Origin of the sequence: Streptomyces sp. NPDC017993 (assembly GCF_044328065.1) — a bacterium.
In the GTDB taxonomy this organism is placed as follows: Bacteria; Actinomycetota; Actinomycetes; order Streptomycetales; family Streptomycetaceae; genus Streptomyces.
This window is the reverse complement of record NZ_JBIRGO010000006.1, coordinates 26,372-52,541: the sequence shown is the minus strand read 5'-3', so window position 1 is coordinate 52,541 and position 26,170 is coordinate 26,372. Positions and strand designations below refer to the sequence as shown.

Here is a 26,170-nt window from a genome sequence, read left to right as displayed (position 1 = left end):
CAGGCGCAGGAGCGGAATAGGGGGTTCATCTTGGAGGACTTGCCCGTGGGCGGCGGGTCCGTGCATTGCTCTACTTGGCGGGCGCGACGGCTGTGAACCATAGGAGGGCCTGTGCACGTTTTCCGCAGCGGGAAGAACGCCGCACCATTTGAAGAGGCGGTGACCATGCGCAGCCATGGCCGGATACCCCGGCGCCCGATTCTGGGCACCGTGGCAGCCCTGGGAGCCGGCTTGCTGCCGGGCTGCACTTCGGGCGCTGTCGACAAGCGGACCGCGTCCGCTGCGGGCGCGGGGAGCAAGACGGGATCCGCCGTGCTCAAGGTGTGGCTGCTCGGTACGGGTGGCCCGGAACTGTCGACCGAGCGCCAGGGCATGTCGACCCTGATCGAAGCCGGCGGGCAGCGGCTGCTGTTCGATGTGGGGCGGGGCGCCACGCAGAACATGTACGAGTCCCGCATCAGCCCCAAAGACGTGACCAAGGTCTTCCTGACCCACCTGCACAACGACCACTACGAGGATCTGCCCGCGCTGTGGCTGACTCCCTGGTTCCTGCTCGGGCGGAAGGAGCGGCTCCAGGTCTGGGGGCCGGCTGGCACGGCGGGCATGGTCGAGGGCATGCGGGCGATGTACGCGCACGACGTGGAGCACCGCTCGAACGACCTGTTCAAGAAGGACGATCTGAAGGTCCGCGTACACGACGTCCGAGCCGGCGTGGTCTACGACGAGGGCGGGGTGAAGGTGACCGCGTTCACGGTTGAGCACAAGGAGGGCAATCCCGCCTACGGCTACCGGCTGGACTACGCGGGCAGGTCCGTGCTGCTGTCCGGTGACACCACCTACGACCCTCATGTGGTCGAGCACGGGATGGGCGTCGACGTCCTCATCCACAACGTGATCGCCTTCAACAAGAAGCTGACCGTCTCCGGCGACCGCAAAGCCATCGAGGCGAAACTCACCACGCCCGAACAGGCTGCCCGCGTCTTCTCCAAGACCCGACCCCGCCTGGCCGTCTACTCCCACATCGCCAAGAAGCACCTGCACGGCAAGGAGGGCGATGAACAGATCGTGCGGCGTACGCGGAAGGCCGGCTACGACGGCCGGCTTCAGATGGGCCAGGACCGCATGACCATCGAGATCGGCGACGAGGTCACCGTCAAGCCGCCTGCCTCGACGGCGGATCTGCCCGAGCTGGACGGCCCCGACGTGCGTCTGTGACCCGTCGGCTCGGTCCCGTTGGGTGTCACGGCCGGGCTCGCCGCTGGAGCAGTTCATCCTGTTCGGTGGCGGGGGCCCGGCCCCGTGCGGGTGTCCTGCTGCGCGGAACGTGAAGTCGGCTGAGGGGAGGGGGGCGCGGTGGCGCCGCCGATCCCCTCAGCACTCTTTGAGGCCCGCGATCGCCAGTGCGTGTTCCTCGGGGTACGCACTGGCGCCCGGCAGCGCGAGCGCCGTCTGGAACTGCTCTCGTGCCGTGGCAACGCTGCCGGCCGCGGAGTAGGTGCCGCCCAGCCGACAACGGATGTGCATCTCCAGCCGGACGCAGTTGGGGTCGTTGAGCGGCGACAGCTTCTCCTGCTGGGTGAGAGCCCGGCGATGGAGGGCTACGGCGGCGCTCAGGTTTCCCTCACCTTGTTCCGCTGTGCCCAGACGGGTCAGGACGAGCGTGTGCAGGAGGATGTCCCCGGCCTGTTCGAGCAGGTCGGCCGCCCGGCGGAGCAGGCTCTTGGCCTCACCGTAGTGGCCGAGGGCGAGCCGGACGTCGGCGGCGCAGGTCAAGGCCCTGCTGAGCATACGAGGTCGGCCGTTCTTCTCGGCTTGGGTGCAGGCGTCGGCGAGGCAGACCAGTGCTTCCTCGTTCCGTCCCTGCGAGTGGTGCAGCATGCCCAGTACGGCGAGCACCATCGCGGTGAGCCAGTTGTCGTTGAGCCGCTGAGCCAGCTCCATCGCCGCGGTGAGGTGCGGAACGGCCTGCTCGGCCCCGCCAGAACTGAGTTCGCTGACCCCCATCCCGGTCAGCGCCCGTGCCTCTTCGCGCTGGTCCGCGCAACGGCGGCTGAGGTGAAGTGCCTCGCTGAACCAGGCATGCGCTTGGCGGTATTGGCCCTGGTAGATGTTGGTGAGGCCCATGCAGTTCCGCAGTGCGCAGGCCATCCGCCGGTCGGTGGCCGCGTCCGCGTGTGCGAGTGCGATCTCCAGGGCGGTTCGGAGCTCGTGGTAGCGGCCCCGGCGTTCGAAGTAGTCACTCAGCGCCTCGGCGATCCAGCAGGCGTAATCGACTTCGCCGAGGCCCACGGCGTGTCCGATGACGTCGACGAGTTCTTCATTACAGGCGTCCAGCCACCTGTCCGCGTCCCGCCAGTCGGCGAAGGACGCTCCACTGGACGGGGGCCCGGTGGGGAATCCGCCTGGCCCCCAGTCGCTGCTGATGCGGCCCGCGTCCACATAGAGGCGGAATGCGGAGGTGCGGGCTGCGGCGGCCTCGGCGGGCGCGGCTTCCGCGAAGCGCCGCGCGTGCACGCGGACCAGGTCGTGGAACCGGTAGCGGCCGGGACGAGGCTGCTGCAGCAGACTCGTGTCGACCAGGCTTTCCAGGATCTGTTCGGCGTCCCGGAACGACGTGCCGAGCATGGCCGCTGAGGTCACCGCGTCGAACTCGACCGTCGGCGAGAGGCCGAGTGTGCGAAACCCGCGCTGCTGCTTCGGCGGGAGCTGGTCGTACGACAGGCGGAAGGCAGCCTCCACGCTGCGGTCCCCGGCCCTTAGCTCGTCGAGACGGTGCTCGTCGCCCGCCATGCGGTCCACCAGGTACGCCAGCGTCCATGCGGAACGGGTCTGCAGCCGCGTACCGGCGATGCGCAGCGCCAGCGGCAGCCCGTCGCACAGCCGGACCAGTTCATGCGTCGCCTCAGGCTCCCGGTCCGCGCGATCCTCTCCGACGATGTGCCTGAGCAGGGACACCGCCTTGCCGGTCGCCAGGGGCTCCAGGGTGACCCGTCGATCGGCGTCCAGCCCGGCCAGCCGCCGTCGGCCGGCCACGATCACTTTGCTGCCCGGCCCGGCGGGCAGCAGGGGCCGTAACTGCTGTGTGCTCAGGGCGTCATCCAGCACGAGGAGCAGCCGCAGCGAGCTGGTCGCGGCCCGCCAGGCGGCGGTGAGTTCGTCGAGGTCGTTCGGCACCTCGCTGTCGGCCGTGCCGATGGAGCGCAACAGCCGCCGCAGCACTCGCTGCGGCGAGAGCCGCTGCCGTTCCGTGCTGTGTGCGCGCAGGTCGACGAAGAGGCAGCCGTCCGGGTAGTGGGAGCGAACCTCATGGGCTGCGCGCAGGACGAGCGCGGTCTTGCCGACGCCGGCGGTGCCGTCCACTGCCACGACCGACACGAAGGAGGGCGGCGAGGGCTCGGTCAGCAGTGCCAGTTCGCGCTCCCTTCCGATGAGGTGGCCGGTGCCGCCCGGCAGTTCATTGACCGCTCGGCGCGGCCGGGGCACGGCCGGCAGAGCGGCCGAGCGTGCCACCGACGGACCGAGGAGCTGCTCGTCGTCCCGACGCAGCACTGCCTGGTGCACCCGGCGGAGTTCCACGCCGGGATCGATCCCGAGCTCGCCCCGCAGCCGCTCGCACATGTCCTGATAGGCACTCAGCGCCGCCACCTGACGCCCGCTGCCGTACAGCGCACGCATCCGCAGGGCTGTCAGCGACTCGTCGTACTGATCGGATGCGGATAACGCGGCGAGGTCGTCCAGGGCGTCGGCAGACCGGCCGAGCAGGACCAGGCATTCCAGCCGCTCCTGCTGAAACGTGCGCAGCTGCTGGGACAGCCGTTGCCGCTCGCTCCGCATGAGCGGCCCCGAAAGTCCGGCCAGGGGCTCACCCCGAACCAGGGCGAGCGCCTCGGTGAACCGGTCCATCGCGGTGGCGAGGTCACCGGATGCCCTCGCGCGCTGTGCTACCGCGACGCGCTCGGTCAGCTCCGCCACATCGAGCCGGACCCCGTCGATGAGGAACCGGTAGCCTTCCCGGCCACTGTGGATCGTCGACCCCGAACGCTCGGCGCCTTCCGCGTCGAGTGCCTTGCGCAGCCGGTAGACGTAGCTCGGGAGCACCCGGCGACCGGACTTCGGCGGCTGTGTACCCCACACGTCATCGAGCAGCTGCTCATGGCTGACCAACGTCCCCGGACGCAGCGCCAGCGCGGCCAGTACCGCCTGTCGCCGCACCGGCCCCAGATCCAGAGGCATCCCGTCACGCCATGCCCGCACTGGTCCGAGCACCGCGACGCGAAGCCCCTGAGGAGCACCCCCGTCCATCCCGAAGCTCCCCCCGCTCCCGCGCACCATCGAGATTTCACTCGTATTTCAGCGTCTCCCGCAATGGTTGGCAAGTCGCCATCGGGCACCACTGGGATGCGTGGGAGCAGGGGGAACAGCGAGATGGAAGGTACCGGTCGGGGCGTGCGTCCCACGCCCCATGGCGCACCCGGGCCTCGCACCATTCCTCCAACGGACCGACGCACCCGCCAATGGACGCGGCATCGGCCTGCTCCAAGGCATCCGCACAGGGATCTGACCGCCTCGGCAGGAAGCCGTCGGGGCCTCTACAGGCCAGGCGAGGGCGTGCACCGATGACGGACGTCCCCGAGCGTTCCGCGGCACGCGAACTGTTCGTACCGCTCCCCCCACCAGGAGGTCATGTTGAGCGAGCACCACTCCACCCGCCGAAGCATCCTGAAAGCCGCCGGCGGAATCTCCGCGGCGTTGGCCCTCGGCAGCGCGAGCGTCCTTGCCGGGGCGCCGACGGCCAACGCCGCCAGTGCGGCCGGTGATGGCTCCGGGCTGCGCATCGTGGACCACAACCAGGACGATCCCCGCATGTGGTACTACCGGTTCGCGACCGACGCGATCGGCTGGCAGCCCGCCGTCAACGTCCTGCTCCCTGACGACTACCACACCAGCGGACGGACCTACCCCGTCCTCTATCTGTTCCACGGCGGCGGTACCGACCAGGACTTCATGTCCTGGGACCGGCTTCCGGAGGGAGGCATCCGGGCCTGGACGGCCGGCAAGCCGATCATCGTCGTGATGCCAGACGGCGGTCACGCGGGCTGGTACTCCAACCCGGTCAGCTCCAACACAGGTCCCCGGAACTGGGAGACCTTCCACATGTCCCAGTTGCTCCCGTGGGTCGAGGAGAACTTCCGGACGTACGCGGAATTCGACGGCCGCGCCGTCGCCGGGTTCTCGATGGGCGGCTTCGGCGCACTGAAGTACGCGGCCAAGTACTACGGCCACTTCGCCTCCGTGAGCGCCCACTCCGGCCCGCCCAGCCTGCGCCGCGATCTCGGCGCGGTCGTCCATTGGGCCAACGTCTCCTCCGGTGCCCTGGACCTGGGCGGCGGCACGATCTACGGCGTGCCCTGGGACGAGGCCAGGGTCACCGCCGACAACCCGGTCGAGCACATCGAGCGCTACCGCGACAAGCGGGTCTTCATGGTCGCCGGTACCAGTCCCAACCCGGTCGACCCGTTCGACCTGCTCAACGAGACCGAGGTACTCGCCGGCCAGCGGGAGTTCCGCGGCCTCCTCGACAACGCCGGTATCCAGCACGAGTGGCACGAGGAGCCCGGCGGACACTTCGTCCGCCCCGAGAGGTTCCGCGGTGACCTCGAAGGCATCCTCGCCCGGCTTCGCCAGGCGTAGAGCGGAGCGGAAAGGCAAGAGGGTCTCCAGGGCTCAGCCCTGGAGACCCTCTGTGTCCGGCGCGGCAACCGCTACGGCCCACGGTGTCACCGCACGCCGGGCGCCCCGCCCTGCCGGGTCACGGCGACTGGAAGGCCAGTCGCGCCGCGAAGCCGATGAGCAGGATTCCCGTCGCCTGCTCGATACGGGCTCGCACCCGCGGCCGCCGCAGCACCTTGCCGAACTGGTCGACCGTGATCACGTACAGGCTGAACCACAGCAGGTAGATCACCGCGAACGCCAGTGACAGCAACAGCGCTCTGGGGAAGATGTTGTGGCCGGCAGGCAGGAACTGGGGCAGGAAGGTCACGAAGAACAGGGCGACCTTGGGATTGAGCGAGTTGGACAGGAAGCCGTGCCGCAGATACTTCGTGTCCAGCTTCGCGGCCTCCTGGCCACCGTCCTCCGCCTTCTGCGCCATGGTGCGCCGCGCGCTCAGGAATGTCGCGATGCCCATCCACACCAGATACCCGGCGCCCACGACCTTCAGGACGGTGAACGCCGTCGCCGAGGCGACCAGCAGGGTGGAGATGCCCAGCACCGCCGCTGCCACATGCACGCTCAGCCCGAGCGCCCCGCCCACCATCGTGAGCAGCCCGGCGGCCCGGCCACCCGCGAGGGCGTTGCGGGTGATCAGGGCCTGGTCCGGGCCGGGAATCATGACCAGGACCAGCGAAGCGGCGGCGAAGGTCAGCACGGTGCGCTCCTCTCCTTCGTACGGGCCGGTCGAGGTCCAGCCGGCGCCCTTCCAGTTCGACGTAGGCGTGCGGAGCAACATTGCCCACAACGAAGTTGGGTCACCGGGCCGTCCCAGTTGGCGTATTGGATCTCGCTCAGAGGGAACTGCTGAAACCTCTCTTCAGAGGTGGTCGAGCGTACCCGGGGCGGTCTAGGCCACGGGTAAGTCGAGAACCTTTGGCCGGATCATTGCGTACGGTTGATCCACGCTCTTGTTGGTGAGGTTCCCGCTCGGCGCCCTGGTGATGGTGGGGACTGGCCGTATCAGGCTGACCGACTGCTTCCGGCGGACATAGCCGAGATCAGCGGTACTCGTCCTCGTCCAAGTCCACGACTCTGGCCTGCTCCGCCAGGTCGGCATCATTGGCAGCGCCTACGCCGTGCTCATAGGCGTCGGTTTCGTCCTCGAAGGTGGCGGGGTCGGTCGGGTCTACGGGCACGATCGCCTCCTGACGGTCCGGCAGCAAACTGTCGTTTCGGGAACCGACACCGTTCCTATCCAGGACAAGGGCACATGTTGCCCATAGACCTAGGATTCACCCGCACGAGTTCGGCGTACGAGCGAGACAGAGCACGATCGCGACCTCCCCGGCAGGTGCCCGCCTTAACCGCCGACAGCAGTCCGTTTAACCCCTCGCTGCCTAGCGTTACCGCCATGGACATCTCAGGAAATCTCGGAGGGATGGCCGCCCATCTCGGGCTCGATCTCCTCGCCGTGACACTGCTGACGTGTGGCGTCTACCAGCCACGGCACCGCAGGCGGGAACTCGTTCCCGCTTATCTCGCGCTGAACGTCGCGCTCTTCGCGGTCGTCGCCGCGCTCGGTCGCGTGGGCGACAACGGCGGACTGGCGCTGGGGTTCGGACTCTTCGGCGTCCTGTCGATCGTCCGGCTGCGGTCCGACTCGGTGCAGCACCAGGAGGTGGCGTACTACTTCACGACCCTGGTCCTGGGGCTGCTGTGCGGGCTCCCCGGACTGGGGCTCGACCTGGCAGCGGGGCTTGCGGGCGTGTTGCTGCTGGTCCTGTACGTGGCCGACCACCCGCGCCTGTACGCACGAGAGCGGCGCACGGTCGTCACGCTCGACGCGGTGTACGACGACGAGGACGCCCTCCGCGCGGAGCTGCGGCGACGACTCGGGGAGCCGTTCGGCTGGATGGTGCGCGAAGTGGACTTCGTGCGGGACCTGACCGTGGTGGAGGTGCGGTACCGGCAGGGGAGCGTGACTCGTGCAGTTCCTGCTACCGACGTGACTCGCGGAGGCCGTACAAGCTTCGCGCCCGGTGCGCCCGGTGCGCCCGCCGCGTCCGGGGCCCCCATGACCCGCGGCGCGACGAGGGGGCCGGCGTCGTGGTGAGGGCGCGCTCGGAGGCGCTGCGCGTCCTCGAACGGGCCGCGGCCGCGGCGCATCCGGTGTCCTTGGCCGAGCTCAACGCCCGCGCCGAATTGCTGGCCCGGTACGACAACAGTTACGCCGTGCCGGTCCGGGTCTTCGAGGACTTCGCGGCCCGGCTGACCGATCCGCGGCGGCCCGACGGCTTCCGCGTCCTCGACATCGAGGGCATGCGCTGCTTCCGGTACCGCTCCACGTACTACGACACCCCGGAGCTGCGCACGTTCCACGACCATCGACAGGGACGCCGGCGGAGATTCCGGATCAGGGAGCGGGTGTATGAGGACAGCGGGGAACGGCAGTTCGAGGTCAAGCTCAAGAGCGGGCGGGGCGAAACGGTGAAGCACCGGCAGCGGATGTCCGGGGGCGACCACCCGCTGGACGGCGCCCGGCGTCGGTTCCTGTCTGGGGTGCTCCGTGACGCGTACGGCATGCCCGACGCCCCGCACGACCTCGTGCCCTCCCTGCGCACGGACTACCGGCGTGTCACCTTCGTCGCCGACGGGCAGCGGGTGACCTGTGACGCCGAGCTGGTCGTGCGGGACGAGGCGACGGGGCGCGGTGCCCTCGCGGATGGTGCGCTGGTGCTGGTCGAGACGAAGACGCGGGGGCACCTGACGGAGGCGGACCGGATGCTGCACGGATACGGGGTGCGGCCCGCCGGGTTCACCAAGTACAGCGCGGGACTGGCGGTCGTACGTCCGGAGTTGGGGGCGAATGCGTGGGTGCGGGCGGTGCGAAGCGTGTTTCCGTAGGGCCACGGGGTCGCCCCCGCATCGGGACGGGAGGTCATCCGGCAGCCGTCGGGAACGAGAGCGTCACCCTCGCCCCGGGTGAGTTGTCCGTCGTGAACTGTCCGCCCGCCTCCTGCGCCGTACGGCGGGCGATGTCCAGGCCGAGACCGGTGGAGCCCGCGCCGCTGGTTCCACGGGCGGCGGGGTGCAGGCCGTCATCGCGGAACGGAAAGCCGGGCCCCTCATCCTCCACCAGGAGCTGCGCGGTGTCACCAGTCGTCCGGACGGTGACGCGGAAGTCCGTGCCCTGGGGTGTGTGGTCCAGCACGTTGCCGATCAACGCGTCAAGCGTGGCGGTGAGTTCATCGGGTGGCACGGCGACGGGGAGGGGGCCGGACGGGGCGTCGACCTCGACGGCGCGGTCCTGGTCCTCGGCCAACGGCAGCCAGAAAGCGGTCCTTTCACGGGCGATGGCCGGCAGGTCCGCGGTGGGCTCGGACTCGCGCAGTGGGTGCCGTGCCCGGCGGATGACCTCGTCGACGCCGTGTTCCAGCGCGGCGACGCCCGCCGCGATCCGCTCGGCCTCGATGGGATCGCGCAGGGTCTCGGCGTCCAGCCGGAGGACGGCGGCGGGGGTGCGCAGGCGGTGGGCGAGATCGGCGGCGTTCTCGCGTTCTGCGGTGAGGAGTTCGTCGATGCGGGCGGCCAGCTCGTTCAGCTGGCCGGCGATCAGGCGGAGCTCGGGCGGACCCACCGCCTCCGCGCGGGCCGTCAGGTCGCCCGCGGCCAGCCGGTCCGCCGTCCTGGCCAGTGAGCGCGTCGCGCCCACGAGCCGTGCGCCCAGCCGGTCGGCGAGAACGAGGCCGAGAAGGACGAGGCCGGTGCCGATCCCCGCCAGGACCAGCCATGACGTGACGACGCCTTCGTGCAACTGCCCTTGGCTCAGGGCCACATGCACCACCGCGGTGCCCTCCGCGGCCCCGTGCACCGGGACCAGCACGACCCTCCCGCCGTCCGGTGGCTCATAGGTGAAAGCCCGCCCGGTGCGTGCGAGCCGGACCGCGTCCGTGACCTGGGCGGGAGTGCCGACGACGGTGCCGTCGGCGAGCAGCAGTGACGCCTTGGGCAGACCGGGACCGTTGACGCTTCGCACGGTCTGCTTCACCTGCTCGGCAGCAGCCGTCCCCCGCGCGCCGCCCGCCAGTACCGGGCCGACCGCTGACGCCACCCACTGCGCCCGCGCGGTCGCCTCCGCGGTGGCGCGGTCGGCGGCGTGCGTCCGCGTCAGCAGGGTGAGGGGCACCAGCAAGGCTGCCAGGACCAGGGCGGTGGTGGCCCCGGTCAGCAGCAGGAGACGGCGCCGCACTACGCTCCGCCCGCCTCGTCGGCCTCGCCTTCCCTGCTTGCCTCGTCGGGCCCACGGGTCAGTCCGGCCTCGCCGGCGCCGTCAGGCCCACTGCCGGGCACGGGGGCCATCAGCTTCACTCCCACCGTGCGGACCGTACGCAGATAACGCGGGTTCTGGGCCGTTTCCCCCAGCTTCCGCCGCAGCCAGGACAGATGGACATCGACCGTCTTGTCGGTGCCGCCCAGCGGCTGCTGCCAGACCTCGGCGAGGAGTTCGCGGCGGGGGACCACCTGGCCGGCGCGGCGGGCCAAGTGGGCGAGGAGGTCGAACTCCCGGGGGGTGAGGTCGATCGCTTGCCCGTCGAGGGTGACCTCACGGGCGGCCGGATCCACGACGAGTCCGCCCACGCGCAGTGGCTCTTCCTGAACGGCCGGGCCCAGTCGCCGCAGTACCGCCTTGATGCGCGCGTCGAGTTGGGCCGCTCCGAACGGCTTCACGATGTAGTCGTCGGCGCCGCCCTCCAGCAGGGCGACCATCTCCGGCTCCTCGTCCCGCGCGGTCGCCACGATCACCGGTACGTTGCTGACGGCTCGCAGCATCCGCAGTACCTGGCCGCCGTCCACATCCGGCAGCGCCAGGTCCAGCACGACAAGGTCCGGCGGGCTGGTCACGGCCGCGTCGAGCCCCGCCATGCCGCTTGGCGCCGTCGCGACCGCGTGCCCCCGGTCCCGCAGAGCACGCACCAGGGCATTGCGCAGGGCGGGGTCGTCCTCCACGACCAGCAGGTGAGCCATGCGGCCACGGTAGCCAAGGAGTTGACGTGAGAGGCACCGAGGTGGACAGCCGGCCTCTCCGGCCCGCCCCTTTGTGCTTGTCTTAACCAGACGTTAGGGAACGGCGCGAGAGGATATTTCCCGTGAGACGGCGCGGGGACGGCTCCGAAGGAGTCCGGTGAGGTGGTCCTGGTGAAGTGGCGTAGCGCCCTGGTGACCGCGGTCTGGGTCGCCATCGGCACGGGCGCGGGCGCACTGGGCGCGTGGCAGCTGGCGAGCGCCGACGCCGGTACGCCCGCGCACGGACGTGCCCTGGATGACGCGGCGGTACGGCGTGCCCTGGCGGAGGGGGCGCGGTCGGGTCCCGCCGCCCCCGCGCCGGGTTCCGCCGGCTCCGACAGCGCCCCACCCGGCCCCCCGGGCACCGGCACCTCCACCCCGCGGCCCCCGTCCTCGGCAGGCGCGTCCGACACCGTCCAGCGGGAAACCGTCCGCTTCACCGGCGGCACCGCAACGGTCGAGTGCCGACCCGGCGGGACCGTGTACCTCGTCTCCTGGAGTCCGGCTGACGGATACGCCTTCGACGAGGACGTGGAGCGTGGCCCCGCCCCGGTGACCCGTCTGGAGGCGGAGCCCAGCGCCGAAGACGCCGACGACCTCGCCTACGACATCACCTGCACCCCGGGCGGGGCACGCGCTCAGCGGATGGCCGACGGGGACGACTGACAACTCCCCAGCGGCGAGGACGGCGTCGAGGAGGCCGGGGAATCGGGCATCGAAGCCGTCGCGGCGATGAGCATCACCGGCCCGAGCCGCGGCGCCGGTCGCCATCGTCACCGCCGCCAGTTCCGGCATCGGCCGCGGCATCGCAACGGAAGTGGCCGAGCGCGGCTACCGCCGCCAACGACGAACTGCTCAAGGTCACCGACGACATGTGGCACGACGGCCTGGACATGATCGCGCTGTCCGTAAGCCGCCGCCTCGCCCGCCCGCCTTGCGAGCGCCCGTTCATCCTTGCCAAACCCCGTTGAGAAGCTGCTATGAGTCGGAAAGGCTGTGGGCATGGAGTTCTTCTGCTACCACCGCGATCGGCCCGGTTCCGTCCCGTTGCGCCACGAGATGCTGGAAGAGCACTGGTCCTACATGGACCGGTACGCGAAGGAGATGATCGCCCGCGGCCCGACCCTCGCCGGCGATGGCGACACACCCACCGGCAGCGTGCACATCGTCGACCTGCCGGATCCCGCCGCCGCCCGCGCGTTCGCCTTCGACGAGCCCGGCTACCAGGCCGGCGTCTACCGTGACGTGCTGCTGCGGCGGTGGCGCAACGTGCTGGGGCGCACCATGTGGGATTTCCCCGGTGGCCCGACCAATGGCAACAGGTACCTGGTGCTCGGCCTGGGCACGGGACAGACCGCCGATCTCGCTGTGCCGCCCGGCCGGGACGAGCTGATCGCGTACGGGCCGCTGCTGTCCGACGACGGCAGCACCTGGCTGGGCACGGCGGCGCTGGTCCGGGTGCCGGACCCGGACACCGCACGAGCCGTTCTGACCGCGGACCGGTACGCCGACATCGAGGTCCACAACTGGCAGTTCGGCGGAAGGCGGTAGTGAACCAAGGCATGCGCCGTGCCGACCGCACCTGGCAGTTGACCGCAGGTGGGTTCCGCCGCGGGATCACCGGATCACGCAGGTAGAGACACTCGGCAGACCGTTGTTCGGGCTGTCGCCGCGGCAGAAGACGCCAAGGCGCACAAGCTGAGGGCGTCCAGGCCGGCCGCTGTGTGGTCCGCGGCCGGCCTGGACGCCCTGTGTCAGACGCCCTGTGTCAGACGCCCTGTGTCAGGGCGGGACGCGTCAGACGAGGTCGTACCGGTCGAGGTTCATGACCTTGTTCCATGCGGCGATGAAGTCGTTGACGAACTTCTCCTTGGCGTCGTCGCCGGCGTAGACCTCGGCGAGGGCGCGAAGTTCGGAGTTCGAGCCGAAGACGAGGTCGGCACGGGTGCCCGTCCACTTGACGTCGCCGGTGGTGGCGTCACGGCCCTCGAAGGTGGTGGCGTCCTCGGATGTCGCCTTCCATGTGGTGCCGAGGTCGAGGAGGTTGACGAAGTAGTCGTTGGTCAGGGTCCTGGGATTGGTGGTGAGGACGCCGTGGGACGACTGCTGGTGGTTGGCGCCCAGGACGCGGAGGCCACCGACGAGGACCGTCAGTTCGGGTGCGCTCAGGGTCAGCAGGTTCGCCCTGTCGAGGAGCAGGTGTTCGGCCGGCAGACGGCTGCCCTTGCCGTGGTAGTTGCGGAATCCGTCGGCAGTCGGCTCCAGCGCGGCGAAGGACTCGACGTCGGTCTGTTCCTGGGACGCGTCCGCGCGGCCCGGGGTGAAGGCGACCTCGGTGTCGATGCCGGCGTTCTTGGCGGCCTGCTCGACGGCTGCTCCGCCGGCGAGGACGATCAGGTCGGCGAGGGAGATCTGCTTGCCGCCGGCCTGGGCGGTGTTGAAGGACTCCTGGATCCCTTCGAGGGTGCGCAGGATCGTCGCCAGCTCGTCGGGGTCGTTGACCTCCCATCCGTTTTGCGGCTGGAGGCGGATGCGTGCGCCGTTGGCGCCACCGCGCTTGTCGCTGCCGCGGAAGGAGGAGGCGGATGCCCAGGCGGTGGATACCAGCTGGGCGACCGTCAGGCCCGAGGAGAGGATCTGGCTCTTGAGGCCGGCGATGTCGTCGGCGTCGACGAGTTCGTGCGTCACGGCCGGCAGGGGGTCCTGCCACAGGAGCGTCTCGGTGGGTACTTCCGGGCCGAGGTAGCGCACGAGGGGGCCCATGTCGCGGTGGGTCAGCTTGAACCACGCGCGGGCGAAGGCGTCCGCGAATTCGGCGGGGTTTTCATGGAAGCGACGCGAGATCTGCTCGTATGCGGGGTCGACGCGGAGCGCGAGGTCCGTGGTGAGCATCGTGGGGGCGTGGCTCTTGGACGGGTCGTGGGCATCGGGGACCGTGCCGGCCGCGGCGCCGTTCTTGGGCCGCCACTGGTGCGCGCCGGCGGGGCTCTTGAACAGCTCCCACTCGTGGCCGAAGAGAATGTCGAAGAAGGTGTTGTCCCAGGCCGTGGGGGTGTTCGTCCAGGTGCCTTCGAGGCCGCTGGTGATCGCGTCGCCGCCCTTGCCGGTGCCGTGGGAGTTCTTCCAGCCCAGGCCCTGCTCTTCGAGGGTGGCCGCTTCGGGGTCGGCGCCGACGCTTTCCGCGGGGCCCGCGCCATGGGTCTTGCCGAAGGTGTGGCCACCGGCGACCAGCGCGACGGTCTCCTCGTCGTTCATCGCCATCCGGCGGAACGTCTCACGGATGTCGCGGGCGGCCGCGAGCGGGTCGGGGTTGCCGTTGGGGCCTTCGGGGTTGACGTAGATCAGGCCCATCTGGACCGCGCCGAGGGGATTTTCCAGGTCGCGGTCGCCGGTGTAGCGCTGGTCGTCGAGCCAGGTCGTCTCCGGGCCCCAGTAGACGTCCTCCTCGGGCTCCCAGACGTCCTCGCGGCCGCCGCCGAAACCGAAGGTTTCGAAGCCCATCGACTCCAGGGCGACGTTGCCGGAGAGGACCAACAGGTCGGCCCACGACAGGCTCTGGCCGTACTTCTTCTTGACGGGCCACAGCAGGCGGCGGGCCTTGTCGAGGTTGGCGTTGTCCGGCCAGCTGTTGAGGGGGGCGAAGCGCTGCTGGCCCGCGCCGGCGCCGCCGCGGCCGTCGCTGATGCGGTAGGTGCCCGCGCTGTGCCAGGCCATCCGGATGATCAACGGGCCGTAGTGGCCGAAGTCGGCCGGCCACCAGTCCTGCGAGGTCGTGAGTATCTCGGCGATGTCCCGTTTCACGGCGGGGAGGTCGAGGCTCTTGAACGCCTCGCCGTAGTTGAACTCCTCGCCGAGCGGGTTCGCCACGGCGGGGTTCTTGGCGAGGATCTTCACATTGAGCCGCTCCGGCCACCACTGGCGGTTTCCGCCGCCCTGGGTCGGGTGGAGGGCGCGGCCGTGCGCGACCGGGCAGCCACCTGCCTCCTCGGGCTTGGGGTCTGTGACGATGGCGTCGTGGTTCTCAGAGTGGTTCTCAGACATGAAAATCCTTCCGGACGGGGCGGATCACAGTGCTGGAGGAACTGCGGGCGGTGCAACAGCCGGGGCAGGGGCCCCGGTGGAGGGCCTCGGCCTCCGTGATCGGGAAGCCGTGGACGTCGGACGGGGAAAGCGGGACGTGACGTCGACCGGGCGGTCGACGTCAGCGACGACACCGCACGACCTGCACACGAGGGTGGTGGTCGGTGCGGAGGCGTCCGCACCGGGCCGGGCCGCGGAGCAATGCGATGCGGGTCGGGCCCCACCGCGGTGAGCACGCGGCGGGCTCCACACATGGAGTGCGCCCCATATGCGAAGTACATGGAGGGGATGGCTTGCACGATCGCGTGCTGTGAAGGCGGTTCCTCGACGTAAGGTCCGGAACTGCCCGAGCGCCGGCGACGCGGACGTGGGCGATGCGCGTGTGGACGAGGGGCTCGCGGCGGGAGGGGGCGGGCACCTCCAGCGGGGCCTGGTCGCCGATCGGCACCGGGCCGCCGGCGCTCGCCTGTTCGCTGTTGTGGTGGTCCGCGACCAGGGCATCGCATGCGGTGGTGAGCGGACCCGTCTCCTGAACCGTCACGGGTTTTCCCTGCTGTTGTCCTGTCCCTTGGCTGTCGCCGGAGCCGATCCTACGATGGACAAAGTCCAAGTCAATACATCAACCAGTCCCGTACGTATTCATTTTTCGGACGAGGCACAGTTAGGCTGGTGCGCATGAGCGACCTGCTGGACCGGCTTCGCGGACGCGGCTGGCGGATGACCGCCCAGCGCCGGGTGGTGGCCGAGGTACTCGATGGCGAGCACATCCACCTCACCGCCGATGAGGTGCTCGCGCGCGCCGCCGCCCGGCTGCCGGAAATCTCCCGCGCGACCGTCTACAACACCCTCGGTGAACTCGTCTCGCTCGGCGAGGTGATCGAGGTGGCCACGGACGGCCGCGCCAAGCGCTACGACCCGAACGCCCACCGCCCCCACCAGCACCTGGTGTGCTCGGGCTGCGGCACTATTCGCGACGTTCACCCCGACGGCGATCCCCTGGCGGATCTGCCCACCTCCGAACGCTTCGGCTTCACCGTCTGTGAGGCCGCGGTGACCTATCGGGGCGTGTGCCCCGACTGCGCCCGCGCCTGAGGCGCCGGCGAACGCTCTTTTCCCACCGCGCCGAGCACCGGCGGCTCCTTGCCGGCCGTCAGGCCCATGTCTCGGGTCAGCCCGGGCTGGTCGGGTGCAACCGCGCCGCACCCTCTGAGGGAAAGCGCCTCATCCCGGGGCGGGCGGACGGTCATGTTCAGTCGAGCGAGCCCCGCGCCGCGTCGTCCCAGGCAGGAGGGACGAGGTAGTGGTTGCGGTGTCCTGCCGAGAGGACGGACCGCAGTTGCGGTAGGTGCGGAGTGTCCGCCGGGAGTTGCAGTCGCGCCAGGAGGGCGAGTGCGGCGGTCGGCTCCAATTGGCCGTAGACATCGTGGTACCCGGCCAACAGGCCCTTGAACAGCGGCTCGTGCAGTGCGGGGAGCCGCGCGGCGGTGTCGTACGCCGCCTGCTTCGCGGGCCAAGGGACAGGGCCCGAGCAGGCCAGAACCCTGCCGGCACGGCGCAGTGGAGCGGGTGAGGCTTCCACCACGATGCGGTCGATGTCGTTCCCGAGCACCTCGGCGAAGGCCGTCGCGGCCGTGTCCTGGTCCTCGAACCAGTCGACCCAGAGCGAATAGGTGACGGCCTCGGCGTCCCGGTCCGCCTCCAGCCGCCGGCGATATCCGTCCCACAACGGGCCTGCGGGCAAGGGCCCCTCCGTGCCGCGGTCCTCGAACCGGATCTCGCACGTCACCCAGTACTCGTCGAGGAGGTCCAGCAGCCCGAATGCCAGCCGCACCTGTTCGACCACGTCCCGAGACCCGTCGGAGAACACCTCGCCGGCCCAGGAGTGCGCGATCTCGTTGGCGGTGAGCGGACGGTCCGGCCCTTCCTCGTCGGTCCATCCGTCACCGAGCTCGACGACGCCCCGGTCGGCGAGCCATTGCCGCGCTTCCTCCATGGCATGTGTGTCCATTCGGAGAGTATGACGACCTGCGGGGCGCGTCCGGCCGAGAGGCCGCGAGCCCGCTTGAGCGGCCGGACACCCGACACCGATGAACGCCCGCCTCATGCCAGGACCGACTGCGCAATCCATCGCCAATTGCCACACCGTTGACCGCCGCGACCCGTGCGGAGGCTTTGCGGCCTGGCGTGGCTCCCCGGGGGGCGGGCTATGCGATGCCTGCCGGGCGGGGGTTGAGGCGGGCGAAGCCCTCCTGGCGCTCGTAGGGGAAGTACGGGTACGGCGCCGGCTTCGCGCCGGCGGCGTCGAGGCGGGCGGCCTGCTCGCCGGTGAGTTCCCACCCGACGGCGCCGATGTTCTGGCGCAACTGCGTCTCGTCGCGGGCGCCGATGATGACCGAGGAAACGGTGGGGCGACGCAACAGCCAGTTGAGGGCGATCTGCGGGATGGTGCGGCCCGTCTCCTCCGCGATCTCCGTGAGGACGTCGACCACGCGGTAGAGGAGTTCGTCCTCCACCGGCGGGCCGTAGTCGGCGGTCTCGTGCAGGCGGCTGCGTTCGGGCAGCGGCCGGCCGCGCCGGATCTTTCCGGTGAGCCGGCCCCAGCCCAGCGGGCTCCAGACGACCGCCCCCACGCCCTGGTCGAGCCCGAGGGGCATCAGCTCCCACTCGTAGTCGCGGCCGATGAGCGAGTAGTAGACCTGGTGGGCCACATAGCGGGGATAGCCGTGTCCGTCCGCCGCCGCGAGGGACTTCATCAGCTGCCAGCCCGAGAAGTTCGAGACGCCGGTGTAGCGGATCTTTCCCGCGCGGACGAGCTGGTCGAGCGTGGCGAGCACTTCCTCGACCGGAGTGGCGGCGTCGAAGGCATGGAGCTGGAAGAGGTCGATGTGGTCGGTGCCGAGGCGGCGCAGCGCATCCTCGGTCGCCTTGATCAGCCGCGTACGGGAGGTGCCCGCATCGCCCGGACCGTCTCCCATCGGCAGCCCGGCCTTGGTGGAGATGATCACCTCGTCCCGGCGGCCCTTGATCGCTTGTCCCAGCACTTCCTCGGAGGCGCCGGCCGAGTACACGTCCGCGGTGTCGAACATCGTGATGCCGGCGTCCAGCGCGATGTCGACGAGCCTGCGCGCCTGACGGGCGTCCGTGTCGCCCCAAGCTCCGAACAGCGGCCCCTGGCCGCCGAAAGTGCCGGTGCCGAAGCTCAGAGCGGGCACCTTGAGCCCGGACGCACCGAGCTGCCTGTACTCCATGACTGATTCCTTCCCCCAACGGGTTAATGGGTCACCCGTTCCGTTAAGATGTATCGACCGTACCAGAGGCCGAACCTTAAAAGGAACAGGAGCCCCGTTATGGATTCTGAGAGCGCCGACCCGGGGACAGTGCGCCCGGGCGGACGGACGGCGCGGGTGCGGGCCGCGGTGCTGCGGGCGGCCGGCGACGCACTGGCCGAACAGGGCTTCGCCCGGCTCGACCTCGCCGACGTCGCCCGCCGCGCGGAGGTGGGCAAGACGACCGTCTACCGCCGCTGGGGCACCGTGACCGGTCTGGTGGCCGACCTGCTGGCGGACATGGCCGAGCAGTCGCTGCCCCGCACCGAGACGGGCTCACTGCTCGGCGACCTCCAGGCCAACGCCGCTCTCGTACGCCGCACCCTGGCCGACCCGCGTCAGGGTGCGCTCTTCAAGGCCGTCCTCGCCGCGGCCACCTGCGACGCCAAGACCGCCGAGGCCCTGCACCGCTTCTACGAGGTCCGCGTCCAGGAGTGGGCACCCTGTGTGCAGCAGGCCGCGGAGCGGGGCGAGGTACCCGAGGACACCGACCCGCACGCGGTGATCCGGGCCGTATCCGCGCCCCTCTACTACCAACTCCTCACCGCGCCTCTGCCCCTGGACGAGGCCGCCGCACAGCGCGCCGCACAGGCCGCCTTCACAGCGGCACGGGCCGGCGCATACGTCCGGGACACACGGAGCACATGACGCCGGCCGGAGACCGCCGGGCGAGAGCATCGGCGAGGGCCACCCCCGTGCCGGCGGTGTCGGCCCGGACCGTGGCCCGGCGGCCGGAGCAGAACGGAACGCGGCAGCCAGGTCAGGGGTCGTCGCGGCCGATCTCCCGGTTCTGACGTACCCGCTTCGGCCCGCCGCCCTTCAGCCGGTGAGGTGGCGGGGCTCCTTCCGCGGGATGCAGAAGACAGCGAGGACGGCGGCCGTCACATACGCGGCGGCGCCGATGGCCATGCTGGTCCGCAGCCCGGTGGCGAAGCCGGCCGTGGCGGCCAGCAGTGAGCCTCCCAGCGCGACGCCTGCGGCGCTGCCGATCTGGCGGGCGGTGTTGAACAGGGCGGAGGCGGTGCCGGAGTGCGTGTCCGGGGCGGCTGACATCACGGTGGCGGTCGATCCGGTGAGGGCGAAGGACGTGCCGAAGCCCGCCGCCATCATCGGCCCCACGAGCAGGAGGTAGTGCGGATTCGCGCCGGCGGCGGCCCACCCGGCCAGCCCTGCCGCTCCAAGGACCATGCCGGTGACCACGAGGGGGCGGTGTCCGGTTCGGCGTGCCAGTCGCCCGGACAGGACGGAGGCGAACATGGTCATGGCCACCGCCGGGAAGAGGGCGATCCCGGTGCGCAGCGCGCTCAGGCCGCGCTCATGCTGGAAGTACAAGCTGGCGGTGAAGATCATGCTGTAGAAGGCGAAGTTGAACAGCAGGCCGATGACCGCGGCCCCGCTCATCGGCCGGGAGCGCAGTAGCGGCAAGGGCAGTACGGGGGAGCGGGCCAAGCGCTCGCGCAGGACGAACGCGGCGGCTGCCAGCAGACACAGGCCGGTCCCGGTGAGGATCAGCGGGTCCGTCCAACCCCGCCGTCCGGCCTCGTTGAGGACGGCGGTGAGCAGGGCCACCCCAGCGACGAGCGCGCACTGGGCCGGCCAGTCCAATGGGCGGTCCGCACGCCGGGGCGAGGCGGACACACGACGCAGCGTCAGCAACAAGCAGACGCATCCCACGGGCAGGTTGATGAAGAACACCCAGCGCCAGCCCACCGTGGTGACCAGGAGACCGCCCAGAAGGGGCCCGGCGGAGGCAGCGATGCCTGCCATGGAGCCCCATAGGCCGAAGGCCCGGGACCGCTCGGCCGGTGCGGGATAGGCCTGTTGGAGGAGGGCGAGGGAGCCGGGCACGATCAGAGCCGCGCCGAGCCCTTCCACCAGCCGGGCGGCGATCAGCGTGCCGGTGCTCCCGGCCAGCCCGCAGCCGGCCGAGGCAAGGGTGAACACGACCACCCCGGTGCAGAAGATCCGGCGGTTGCCGAGCCGGTCTCCCAGCGCGCCGCCGGTGAGCAGCAGGCCGGCGAAGACCAGGGTGTAGCCGTCCGTGATCCACTGGATGTCGGTGAGCGACGCGGACAGTTCCCGCCCCACCACCGGAACGGCGACGTTGATGACGGTCACGTCCAGGATGACCATGAAGTAGCCCGCGCAGACCGCGAGGAGCGGGGACAGCGCTCGGCCGGAGCTCGCATGTCTCTTCCCGCCATCGGCCTGCGGGTTACCGGCGCGCACCATGGCGACACGGTATTGCCGGGACACACGCCTCCCGCGGCTTTGAGCAGTCCAGCGGCGTGCCGGGCACTCACGCCGCGCCTGGGCACCCATGCCGCGCCGCGTCGTCAACGGTGCGATTCGGGACGGCGATTCTCACCATGCGTCCCCGGCGCAGCCCCTTCCTGGGTGGCCCAGTGGGACGTCGTGCCCCCCGAGGCTCATCCACAACGAGACGCCGCTGTCGCGTGCCGTGTGTCAGTGGCCCTGTCTATGCTCCGGTCGTATGAGTGAGAACAGGCTTGAGACGCTCCTGCAGACCGGGTTCACCGACTGTCTCGGGGAGCGGGGCCGGAGGCTGTTGGCGCGTCGGGCGTTGCTCAAGTCCGCGGGGGAGAAGCCGGTTCACGGGTTGCCGACGGCATGGTGGTTCGCGGTGCCGGGCGAGAGATATGAAGGACTGTTCGAGGCGCTGGATCTGCACGACCGGATGCCGGTCACCCTTCGCGAGGGGGTGAACGTCGCGGACCTGCCGTCCCGCCCAGGGACGGCTCTGGTTTTCGTGACGCCGGAACTCGACGGATGGCGGCTGATCTACGGGGGCCTGGAATCCGTGATCGGCTACAGCTGGGACGGCATGATGGACGCCGTGCGACGGCTGAGCCGGCGGTGCGGCGAGGCACAGATGTTCCTGGAGGACATCGCGGGCGGTGCCGACATCTGGGTGGTCGCCGAGGAAGGTCACATCAAGCGCCGTTACGCACGGGAGAGCGATCCGGAGTGGGTCGGCGATCCGCTTCCGTGGGAGACGCGGGCCGTCGACGACGAGGACTTCGATCCGGAATTCGACGAGGCCGAGCCGAACGAGGGCACGGAGAGCGCCATGTCGGCCTGCGAGTACCTGTCGGTGCACCCGAGCATCGACGCGGACACCCGGATACGTGGCCACGGCTGGCTGACCCTGAGTGCGCCGGACGTGGGCCACGAGGGTCTGGTGGTCCTTGCCCGCTCCCGATGAGCACCCGCATTCGTCTGGCTGCGGAGGGCGCCGTCCGCACACCGGGACGCCGGTGCGTCGCGCGCAGCCTGCTCGGCATACTGCCCCCTCCTGATCACCGCGACACGCAGGAGGAGTTTTGGCCGCCAATTTCAAAACCGTCATCGATGTGGGCTCGGACCACCTCGACCAGGCCCGGGCCATCGACCGGGTGTTCCAGGAGGCGATCGCTCCGGCGACCGTCAACTTCGACTTCGGCAACATCAGGGAGGCCGCCGCCTCCATACCCGACGGCGTCATCGTCAAGACCGTCCGCGGCTGGGGACTTCAGGAGTACGCCCCGGTCATGGTGATGGTGCTCTCCCTGAAGGAGGCAGTGCGTCAGGCTCTGCCCGAGGCGTTCGCCGACGCTTCCTTCTGGGACACGATCGAGGAGGAGTTGGTGCGCGCCTTCACCGGCCTCGCCGCGCAGGAGGGTGAGCCGGGGCTCTCGTACTACGAGGAAGGCGAGGAACACACCAGCTTCTACCGGGACCTGTTCTTCGCCCTCCAGGACGAGGAGACCGGGGCGGGGGTGTACGCCATTGCCTTCTGCGTGGATGCGACCATCGGCCTGGAGAAGGCGCGGGTCGGTGCCCTGGAGATCTCGGATGTCGCCCCGTTCGCACTGAGGCTCAACGCGATCGTGGTGCGTCAGGAGCTGCAGCCGGTGTGCTGACTGTCGCCTGACGGGCAGTAACCCGCCCGGCCCGCCGTCCCGGGCCGGCCCATCCGAGCGAGCAGTTCTGCTGCGGCACGCCACTGCCGACGCCACGACGCGAGGCAGCCCGACGGCAGCATGACCGACAAGGTCCGTGACGGCCAGCCGTCCTTGCGACGCATCACATTCCTCCGCCCCGCTCGGCAGGAGTCCGCGTTGAGGGATATGTGGGATGGGACAAGGCGGACGGGGACAGTGTCGGGCCGGGCTACGAGCTGTAGGCGGACAGGAAGCGGTCGCGGAACGTGTCCATCCTCAAGACCGGTGCATTCGGGCCGGGCTTCAGGCCGTCCTGCCAACCCCAGCCGGAGATCCGCCGCATCACCGCCGGGTCGTGGGCGACGATCGTGATCGGTACGTCCCGGCCGGCGTTCTCGCCGGTGGCGGTCGGTACCGGTTGATGGTCGCCCAGGAAGACGAGCACGGTGTTCTTGTTGCCGTACTTCTCCACGTACGAGATGAGACTTCGCAGTGAGTACGCGATCGCACGCCGGTACTCGGTGCGCACCCGCGCGGGGTCCTTCCACACCTCTTCGGGAGTCTTGCCCTGCTTCTCGATGGCGTCGTAGACCGAGCCGTCACCGACCTTGCCCCAGTCGATCATCTTGGGTATGGGCGCCCACGGGTTGTGGCTGGAGACCAGGATGTTCTCCGACATCAAGGGCTTGCGGCCCGGCTTGCCGTGCTCCAGACGCTCGAAGGCCGCCAGGCTGTACTGGTCGGGGACCCGCGACCAGCTGAACTGCGGGCCCTTGTAGCCGAGATGATGGGTGTCGTAGACGTGGTCGAGGCCGTAGAACTTTCCCTCCGGCCAGGCCCGGGTCACGCCCGGCATGATGCCGACCGTCCGCCAGGCATGGGTTCGACGAAAGGCGCCGGTGAGGGTCAGGCGGTCGCTCGAGGTGACGCTGCGGTAGCGCTGTTGGTTCTTGATCCACAAGCCTGACATGAAGGTGGAGTGCGCCAGCCAGCTGCCGCCGCCCGCTGTCGGCGAGGTGAGGAAGGCGCTCCGGGAGGAGAAACCGGCCTTGCGCAGCCGACGGGTCCCGTCCTCGAGCGCCGCGTCGACCGGTGATGCCGTCGCCGGGTTCTGGAGCGCGCTGCGTCCGTAGCTCTCGATGAAGGTGAAGAGGACATCCTTGCCGCGCAGCCCGGTCAGCAACTGGTCGGCCGGGGTGTCGCGGAAGGCGTCATCGGCGGCCTCCTTGGCGAACGCCCGTCCATCCTTCAGGCCCGCCCGCACCTGGTCGGCACGGTCCTGGACGAGGTCGGAGGTGTTGCGCGAAGCGACCGGCACTCCAGCGATCTGCGCGCCGAGCGCCCCGCAGGTTATCCACGTCGTTCCCAGGACCAAGGCCGTACGGGTCGCTACGGCGCTGTGCCGGGCCATGAGACGGCTCAGCCGGGCGACCGCCAGCGTCATGAGGACGAGCAGGGTGAGAACGAGGGCCACGACTCCGATGACGGCGCCGATCGCGCCGGTCCGGCCGACCGAGTCGCTGAGGAACGACTCGGCGTCGTCGAGCAGGATCCAGTCGAGCACCAAGTCGAAGGGCCGGCCGAGAACCGAGCGGAAACCCATGTCGAGGAAATTCAGGACGGTCAGCACACCCAGGCCCACACCGGCGGCCACCGCCGCCGGCCGCCTCGCCTTCGGCGGCAGGACGAGCAGCACGACGGCACCGAAGATCCCCTCCACCGGGAGCCGTGCGAACGTACCGGGCGTGAGACGGGTGAACTCGTTCGGCAGCAGGAGGGCGAAGAGTACGAGCAAGGCGGCCAGAGCAGTGGTCATCCACGCCAAGGCCCTTGCCGCGGCGGGGTACTTGCCCCGCCAACCCCTAGCGGAGCCCGGGTGGTCACTGGCGGCGCCACCGACGTCGGCGTCGTCACCTCCTGTGGCGGTCTGACCGTCGACAGTGTCGTACGGGTCGCGCTCCAGAGGGCTGCCCTGCGTCCTGACATCCTCCGTTGTTGCCGTATCCATTGTTGCCGTATCCGTGTCCGGCTGCTGACGAGAGCTGGGGAAGTGGGACAACCCGAGGGTCCTTCCGTGCGAAGCCCGGTGGTGGCACGGCGGACCAGGCGCGGGAGATCGGGCCGCCGTTATCTGTACGGCCTGTCGGAGGCGTCCGTTCAATCACCGGCGTGACAGGAGGGATGAGTGAGGCGATCGCTGTGGGGCATCCGCCAGTCAACGAAAGGTGGGTGACATGAGCGACCAGCTGACCGAGGCGGGAACGGATGTCGTGGAGCTGATCCTGCGGGACCACCGCACCATGGAGGATCTGTTCCGGGAGATGCGCAGTGTGGACGCGGACCGTGGCGCGGCTCTGCGCCGGTTCGCCGACCTGCTGATCGCGCACGCCGAGGCTGAGGAGCGCGAGGTCTACCCAGCGCTTCGCCGGTTCAAGAACGTCGACGATCACGATGTGGAGCACGGAAAGGAAGAGCACGCGGAGGGCAACGAGGCTCTGCTCGCGCTGCTGGAGGCCGGTGAGCCCGGCACCGAGGAATGGGATGAGCGGCTGGAGGACCTCGTCCAGGCGGTGACGCACCACTTGGACGAGGAGGAGCGGTCACTGATCAACGACACCCGGGAGAACGTCAGCGACGCGCGGCGGGCCGAACTCGGTGCTGCTTTCGTCAAGGCACGCCGGGATCAGTTGGCATCCGCTCCTGGCAGAGCCGAAAACGTACGCGCAGTCATCGCGGCCGCGTCCGCGTAACCGGCCGTACGGGCGTCTGCGGATGCCTGCGGAACGCAGACCTGAGGCCGGCTGGTCGGTGCCGAGGGCCTGACAGCGCGTCCGTTACCGCTATGCGCTGGGCGGGGCTGACCGCAGTTGAGGTGTCGCGAACCCCGGGGCGGCGGGCACCAGCCGGTACGAGTCGCCCTCACGCCGCACGTGACCGGCGGTCGGCGGCGGGAAGTGGCTCCCGAGCAGGAGGGTCGAGGTGCCGGCCAGCGAATCGAGCAGCCGGTGCCGGGTCCGCGTGGCGAGTTCGGGGGAGATGTCCACGCAGCTGCAGAGTTCGGGATGTCCCAGCTGGACCGGGTGGTGGATGCTGTCACCGGTGATGAGGGCGCGCTCGCCCCGGCTGCTCAGCTCCACCGCCACCTGACCCGGCGTGTGCCCGGGAGCGGGCAGGAGGCGGACGCCCGGCGCGATGTCAGTTCCCTCGTCCGGGACGTCGACGAGATCGAGAAGGCCGGCGTCCCGCACGGGGTGAACCGAGTCCCGGAACATTTGCCGCCGGGCCTCCTCCATCTCGACACCGGCCCAGTAGTCCCACTCGGTACGAGCCGTCAGGTAGCGCGCGTTGGGAAAGGTGGGCACCCAGGAGCCGCCCTCGGCCCGGGTGTTCCAGCCGACGTGGTCGGTGTGGAGGTGGGTCAGGACGACGACGTCCACCGTCTCGGGAGCGAAGCCCGCCGCGGTCAGTCGCGCCTCGTAGTCACTGTCCAGGTTGTGCCAGGCGGGGTTGGCGCGTTGCTTTCCGTTGCCGATACCGGTGTCGACCAGTATCCGCAGTCCTTCCACCTCGACGGCGAAGGTGTGGCTCGCCAGACGCAGGACGCCCTGGTCGTCGGCGAAGTCGGGGCGCAGCCACGGTGTGCGGGCCACGACATCGGCGTTCGCGCCGGGCAGCAGCCACGGGCCGGTCTGAGGGGGAAGAGCTGTCTCGTCAATACGTCGCACGGTGTGGTCGCCCACCGTCCAGGCGGGGGCCCGCGGGGCGGTTGTGCTGCCGGGCTGCGTGTTCGAGGACATTGCGGAGCTTCCTTACTTGTCGTGGGTGACGTCGGCCGGGGCGGCATGGCTCCTGTCGCCGGTGAGCGACGAGGGCGCCGGGGGAGGGGAGCCGGGTGCGCCGGGTTCTGGTGACGGTTGCCCCCTCCCGAGCTAAAAGCAATTGGTTTGCGTTAAGCCACCCTAGGCCCTACTGTCACCTAAAGCAAACGATTCGCTTTTAGGTGTCGATGGCCAGGGCCCGTACCCGGCCGAGGCACCGCTCATG

General features: G+C 70.0%; 22 protein-coding genes. 11 read left to right on the top strand and 11 right to left on the bottom strand.

Annotated features, from left to right (window positions below):
• Nucleotides 1-111 precede the first annotated feature (111 nt).
• Nucleotides 112-1,215, top strand: a complete 1,104-nt coding sequence (locus tag ACH4FH_RS12130; RefSeq protein WP_398555699.1) for an MBL fold metallo-hydrolase — start codon at nt 112-114, stop codon at nt 1,213-1,215.
• A gap of 156 nt (nt 1,216-1,371) precedes the next feature.
• Here the strand turns inward: ACH4FH_RS12130 and ACH4FH_RS12125 are convergent, their stop codons facing one another.
• On the bottom strand, nt 1,372-4,233 hold the full coding sequence (locus ACH4FH_RS12125; RefSeq protein WP_398555698.1) for a BTAD domain-containing putative transcriptional regulator: 2,862 nt from the start codon (nt 4,231-4,233) through the stop codon (nt 1,372-1,374).
• A 450-nt stretch (nt 4,234-4,683) separates the two neighbouring features.
• On the opposite strand from ACH4FH_RS12125, the gene ACH4FH_RS12120 reads away from it, so the two are divergent.
• Nucleotides 4,684-5,691, top strand: coding sequence for an alpha/beta hydrolase (locus tag ACH4FH_RS12120; RefSeq protein WP_398555697.1), 1,008 nt, complete (start codon nt 4,684-4,686; stop codon nt 5,689-5,691).
• A 118-nt stretch (nt 5,692-5,809) separates the two neighbouring features.
• Here the strand turns inward: ACH4FH_RS12120 and ACH4FH_RS12115 are convergent, their stop codons facing one another.
• Together ACH4FH_RS12115 and ACH4FH_RS12110 are read right to left on the bottom strand one after the other, a co-directional pair.
• Nucleotides 5,810-6,508 (bottom strand): LysE family translocator, encoded by a 699-nt coding sequence (locus ACH4FH_RS12115; protein WP_398555696.1) that lies wholly within the window; start codon nt 6,506-6,508, stop codon nt 5,810-5,812.
• A gap of 262 nt (nt 6,509-6,770) precedes the next feature.
• Nucleotides 6,771-6,908 (bottom strand): hypothetical protein, encoded by a 138-nt coding sequence (locus ACH4FH_RS12110; protein ID WP_398555695.1) that lies wholly within the window; start codon nt 6,906-6,908, stop codon nt 6,771-6,773.
• A 215-nt stretch (nt 6,909-7,123) separates the two neighbouring features.
• On the opposite strand from ACH4FH_RS12110, the gene ACH4FH_RS12105 reads away from it, so the two are divergent.
• A complete protein-coding gene (locus ACH4FH_RS12105; protein WP_398555694.1) occupies nt 7,124-7,825 on the top strand; it encodes a DUF4956 domain-containing protein in 702 nt (233 codons plus the stop codon).
• Complete coding sequence (locus ACH4FH_RS12100; protein ID WP_398556056.1) at nt 7,822-8,616, top strand: VTC domain-containing protein; 795 nt, start codon at nt 7,822-7,824, stop codon at nt 8,614-8,616. Before ACH4FH_RS12105 ends, ACH4FH_RS12100 begins: the two co-directional genes overlap by 4 nt.
• Before the next feature lie 34 nt (nt 8,617-8,650).
• Here the strand turns inward: ACH4FH_RS12100 and ACH4FH_RS12095 are convergent, their stop codons facing one another.
• Nucleotides 8,651-9,961, bottom strand: a complete 1,311-nt coding sequence (locus ACH4FH_RS12095) for a sensor histidine kinase (protein ID WP_398555693.1) — start codon at nt 9,959-9,961, stop codon at nt 8,651-8,653.
• Nucleotides 9,961-10,737 carry a response regulator transcription factor gene (locus ACH4FH_RS12090; protein WP_398555692.1) on the bottom strand — a complete coding sequence of 259 codons (777 nt, stop codon included), beginning with the start codon at nt 10,735-10,737 and terminating at the stop codon, nt 9,961-9,963. Before ACH4FH_RS12090 ends, ACH4FH_RS12095 begins: the two co-directional genes overlap by 1 nt.
• Nucleotides 10,738-10,908: 171 nt before the next feature.
• On the opposite strand from ACH4FH_RS12090, the gene ACH4FH_RS12085 reads away from it, so the two are divergent.
• On the top strand, nt 10,909-11,442 hold the full coding sequence (locus ACH4FH_RS12085) for a hypothetical protein (protein ID WP_398555691.1): 534 nt from the start codon (nt 10,909-10,911) through the stop codon (nt 11,440-11,442).
• A 336-nt stretch (nt 11,443-11,778) separates the two neighbouring features.
• A complete protein-coding gene (locus ACH4FH_RS12080; protein WP_398555690.1) occupies nt 11,779-12,327 on the top strand; it encodes a YciI family protein in 549 nt (182 codons plus the stop codon).
• A gap of 246 nt (nt 12,328-12,573) precedes the next feature.
• Here the strand turns inward: ACH4FH_RS12080 and katG are convergent, their stop codons facing one another.
• Nucleotides 12,574-14,817: a catalase/peroxidase HPI gene (gene katG, locus ACH4FH_RS12075; protein WP_398555689.1), complete on the bottom strand. Its 2,244-nt coding sequence runs from the start codon at nt 14,815-14,817 to the stop codon at nt 12,574-12,576.
• Nucleotides 14,818-15,531: 714 nt separating this feature from the next.
• On the opposite strand from katG, the gene ACH4FH_RS12070 reads away from it, so the two are divergent.
• Nucleotides 15,532-15,948 (top strand): Fur family transcriptional regulator, encoded by a 417-nt coding sequence (locus ACH4FH_RS12070; protein ID WP_398555688.1) that lies wholly within the window; start codon nt 15,532-15,534, stop codon nt 15,946-15,948.
• A 157-nt stretch (nt 15,949-16,105) separates the two neighbouring features.
• On the opposite strand, the gene ACH4FH_RS12065 is transcribed toward ACH4FH_RS12070, so the two are convergent.
• Together ACH4FH_RS12065 and ACH4FH_RS12060 are read right to left on the bottom strand one after the other, a co-directional pair.
• Nucleotides 16,106-16,864, bottom strand: a complete 759-nt coding sequence (locus ACH4FH_RS12065; RefSeq protein WP_398555687.1) for a hypothetical protein — start codon at nt 16,862-16,864, stop codon at nt 16,106-16,108.
• A gap of 196 nt (nt 16,865-17,060) precedes the next feature.
• The gene (locus ACH4FH_RS12060; RefSeq protein WP_398555686.1) at nt 17,061-18,104 is read right to left on the bottom strand and encodes an aldo/keto reductase; all 1,044 of its coding nucleotides are present in this window, start codon (nt 18,102-18,104) and stop codon (nt 17,061-17,063) included.
• Nucleotides 18,105-18,203: 99 nt separating this feature from the next.
• On the opposite strand from ACH4FH_RS12060, the gene ACH4FH_RS12055 reads away from it, so the two are divergent.
• Nucleotides 18,204-18,830 (top strand): TetR/AcrR family transcriptional regulator, encoded by a 627-nt coding sequence (locus ACH4FH_RS12055; protein ID WP_398555685.1) that lies wholly within the window; start codon nt 18,204-18,206, stop codon nt 18,828-18,830.
• A gap of 171 nt (nt 18,831-19,001) precedes the next feature.
• On the opposite strand, the gene ACH4FH_RS12050 is transcribed toward ACH4FH_RS12055, so the two are convergent.
• Nucleotides 19,002-20,315 (bottom strand): MFS transporter, encoded by a 1,314-nt coding sequence (locus tag ACH4FH_RS12050; RefSeq protein ID WP_398556055.1) that lies wholly within the window; start codon nt 20,313-20,315, stop codon nt 19,002-19,004.
• A 361-nt stretch (nt 20,316-20,676) separates the two neighbouring features.
• Here ACH4FH_RS12050 and ACH4FH_RS12045 point away from each other — a divergent pair, with 361 nt between their 5' ends.
• Together ACH4FH_RS12045 and ACH4FH_RS12040 are read left to right on the top strand one after the other, a co-directional pair.
• Nucleotides 20,677-21,408, top strand: a complete 732-nt coding sequence (locus ACH4FH_RS12045) for a hypothetical protein (RefSeq protein ID WP_398555684.1) — start codon at nt 20,677-20,679, stop codon at nt 21,406-21,408.
• A gap of 118 nt (nt 21,409-21,526) precedes the next feature.
• Nucleotides 21,527-22,105 carry a Type-2Aa cytolytic delta-endotoxin gene (locus ACH4FH_RS12040; protein WP_398555683.1) on the top strand — a complete coding sequence of 193 codons (579 nt, stop codon included), beginning with the start codon at nt 21,527-21,529 and terminating at the stop codon, nt 22,103-22,105.
• A gap of 250 nt (nt 22,106-22,355) precedes the next feature.
• Here ACH4FH_RS12040 and ACH4FH_RS12035 read toward each other — a convergent pair whose 3' ends face one another.
• The gene (locus ACH4FH_RS12035) at nt 22,356-23,942 is read right to left on the bottom strand and encodes a sulfatase (protein ID WP_398555682.1); all 1,587 of its coding nucleotides are present in this window, start codon (nt 23,940-23,942) and stop codon (nt 22,356-22,358) included.
• Nucleotides 23,943-24,360: 418 nt separating this feature from the next.
• On the opposite strand from ACH4FH_RS12035, the gene ACH4FH_RS12030 reads away from it, so the two are divergent.
• A complete protein-coding gene (locus ACH4FH_RS12030) occupies nt 24,361-24,876 on the top strand; it encodes a hemerythrin domain-containing protein (RefSeq protein ID WP_398555681.1) in 516 nt (171 codons plus the stop codon).
• Between the two features lie 90 nt (nt 24,877-24,966).
• Here ACH4FH_RS12030 and ACH4FH_RS12025 read toward each other — a convergent pair whose 3' ends face one another.
• On the bottom strand, nt 24,967-25,923 hold the full coding sequence (locus ACH4FH_RS12025; RefSeq protein WP_398555680.1) for an MBL fold metallo-hydrolase: 957 nt from the start codon (nt 25,921-25,923) through the stop codon (nt 24,967-24,969).
• Nucleotides 25,924-26,170 lie beyond the last annotated feature (247 nt).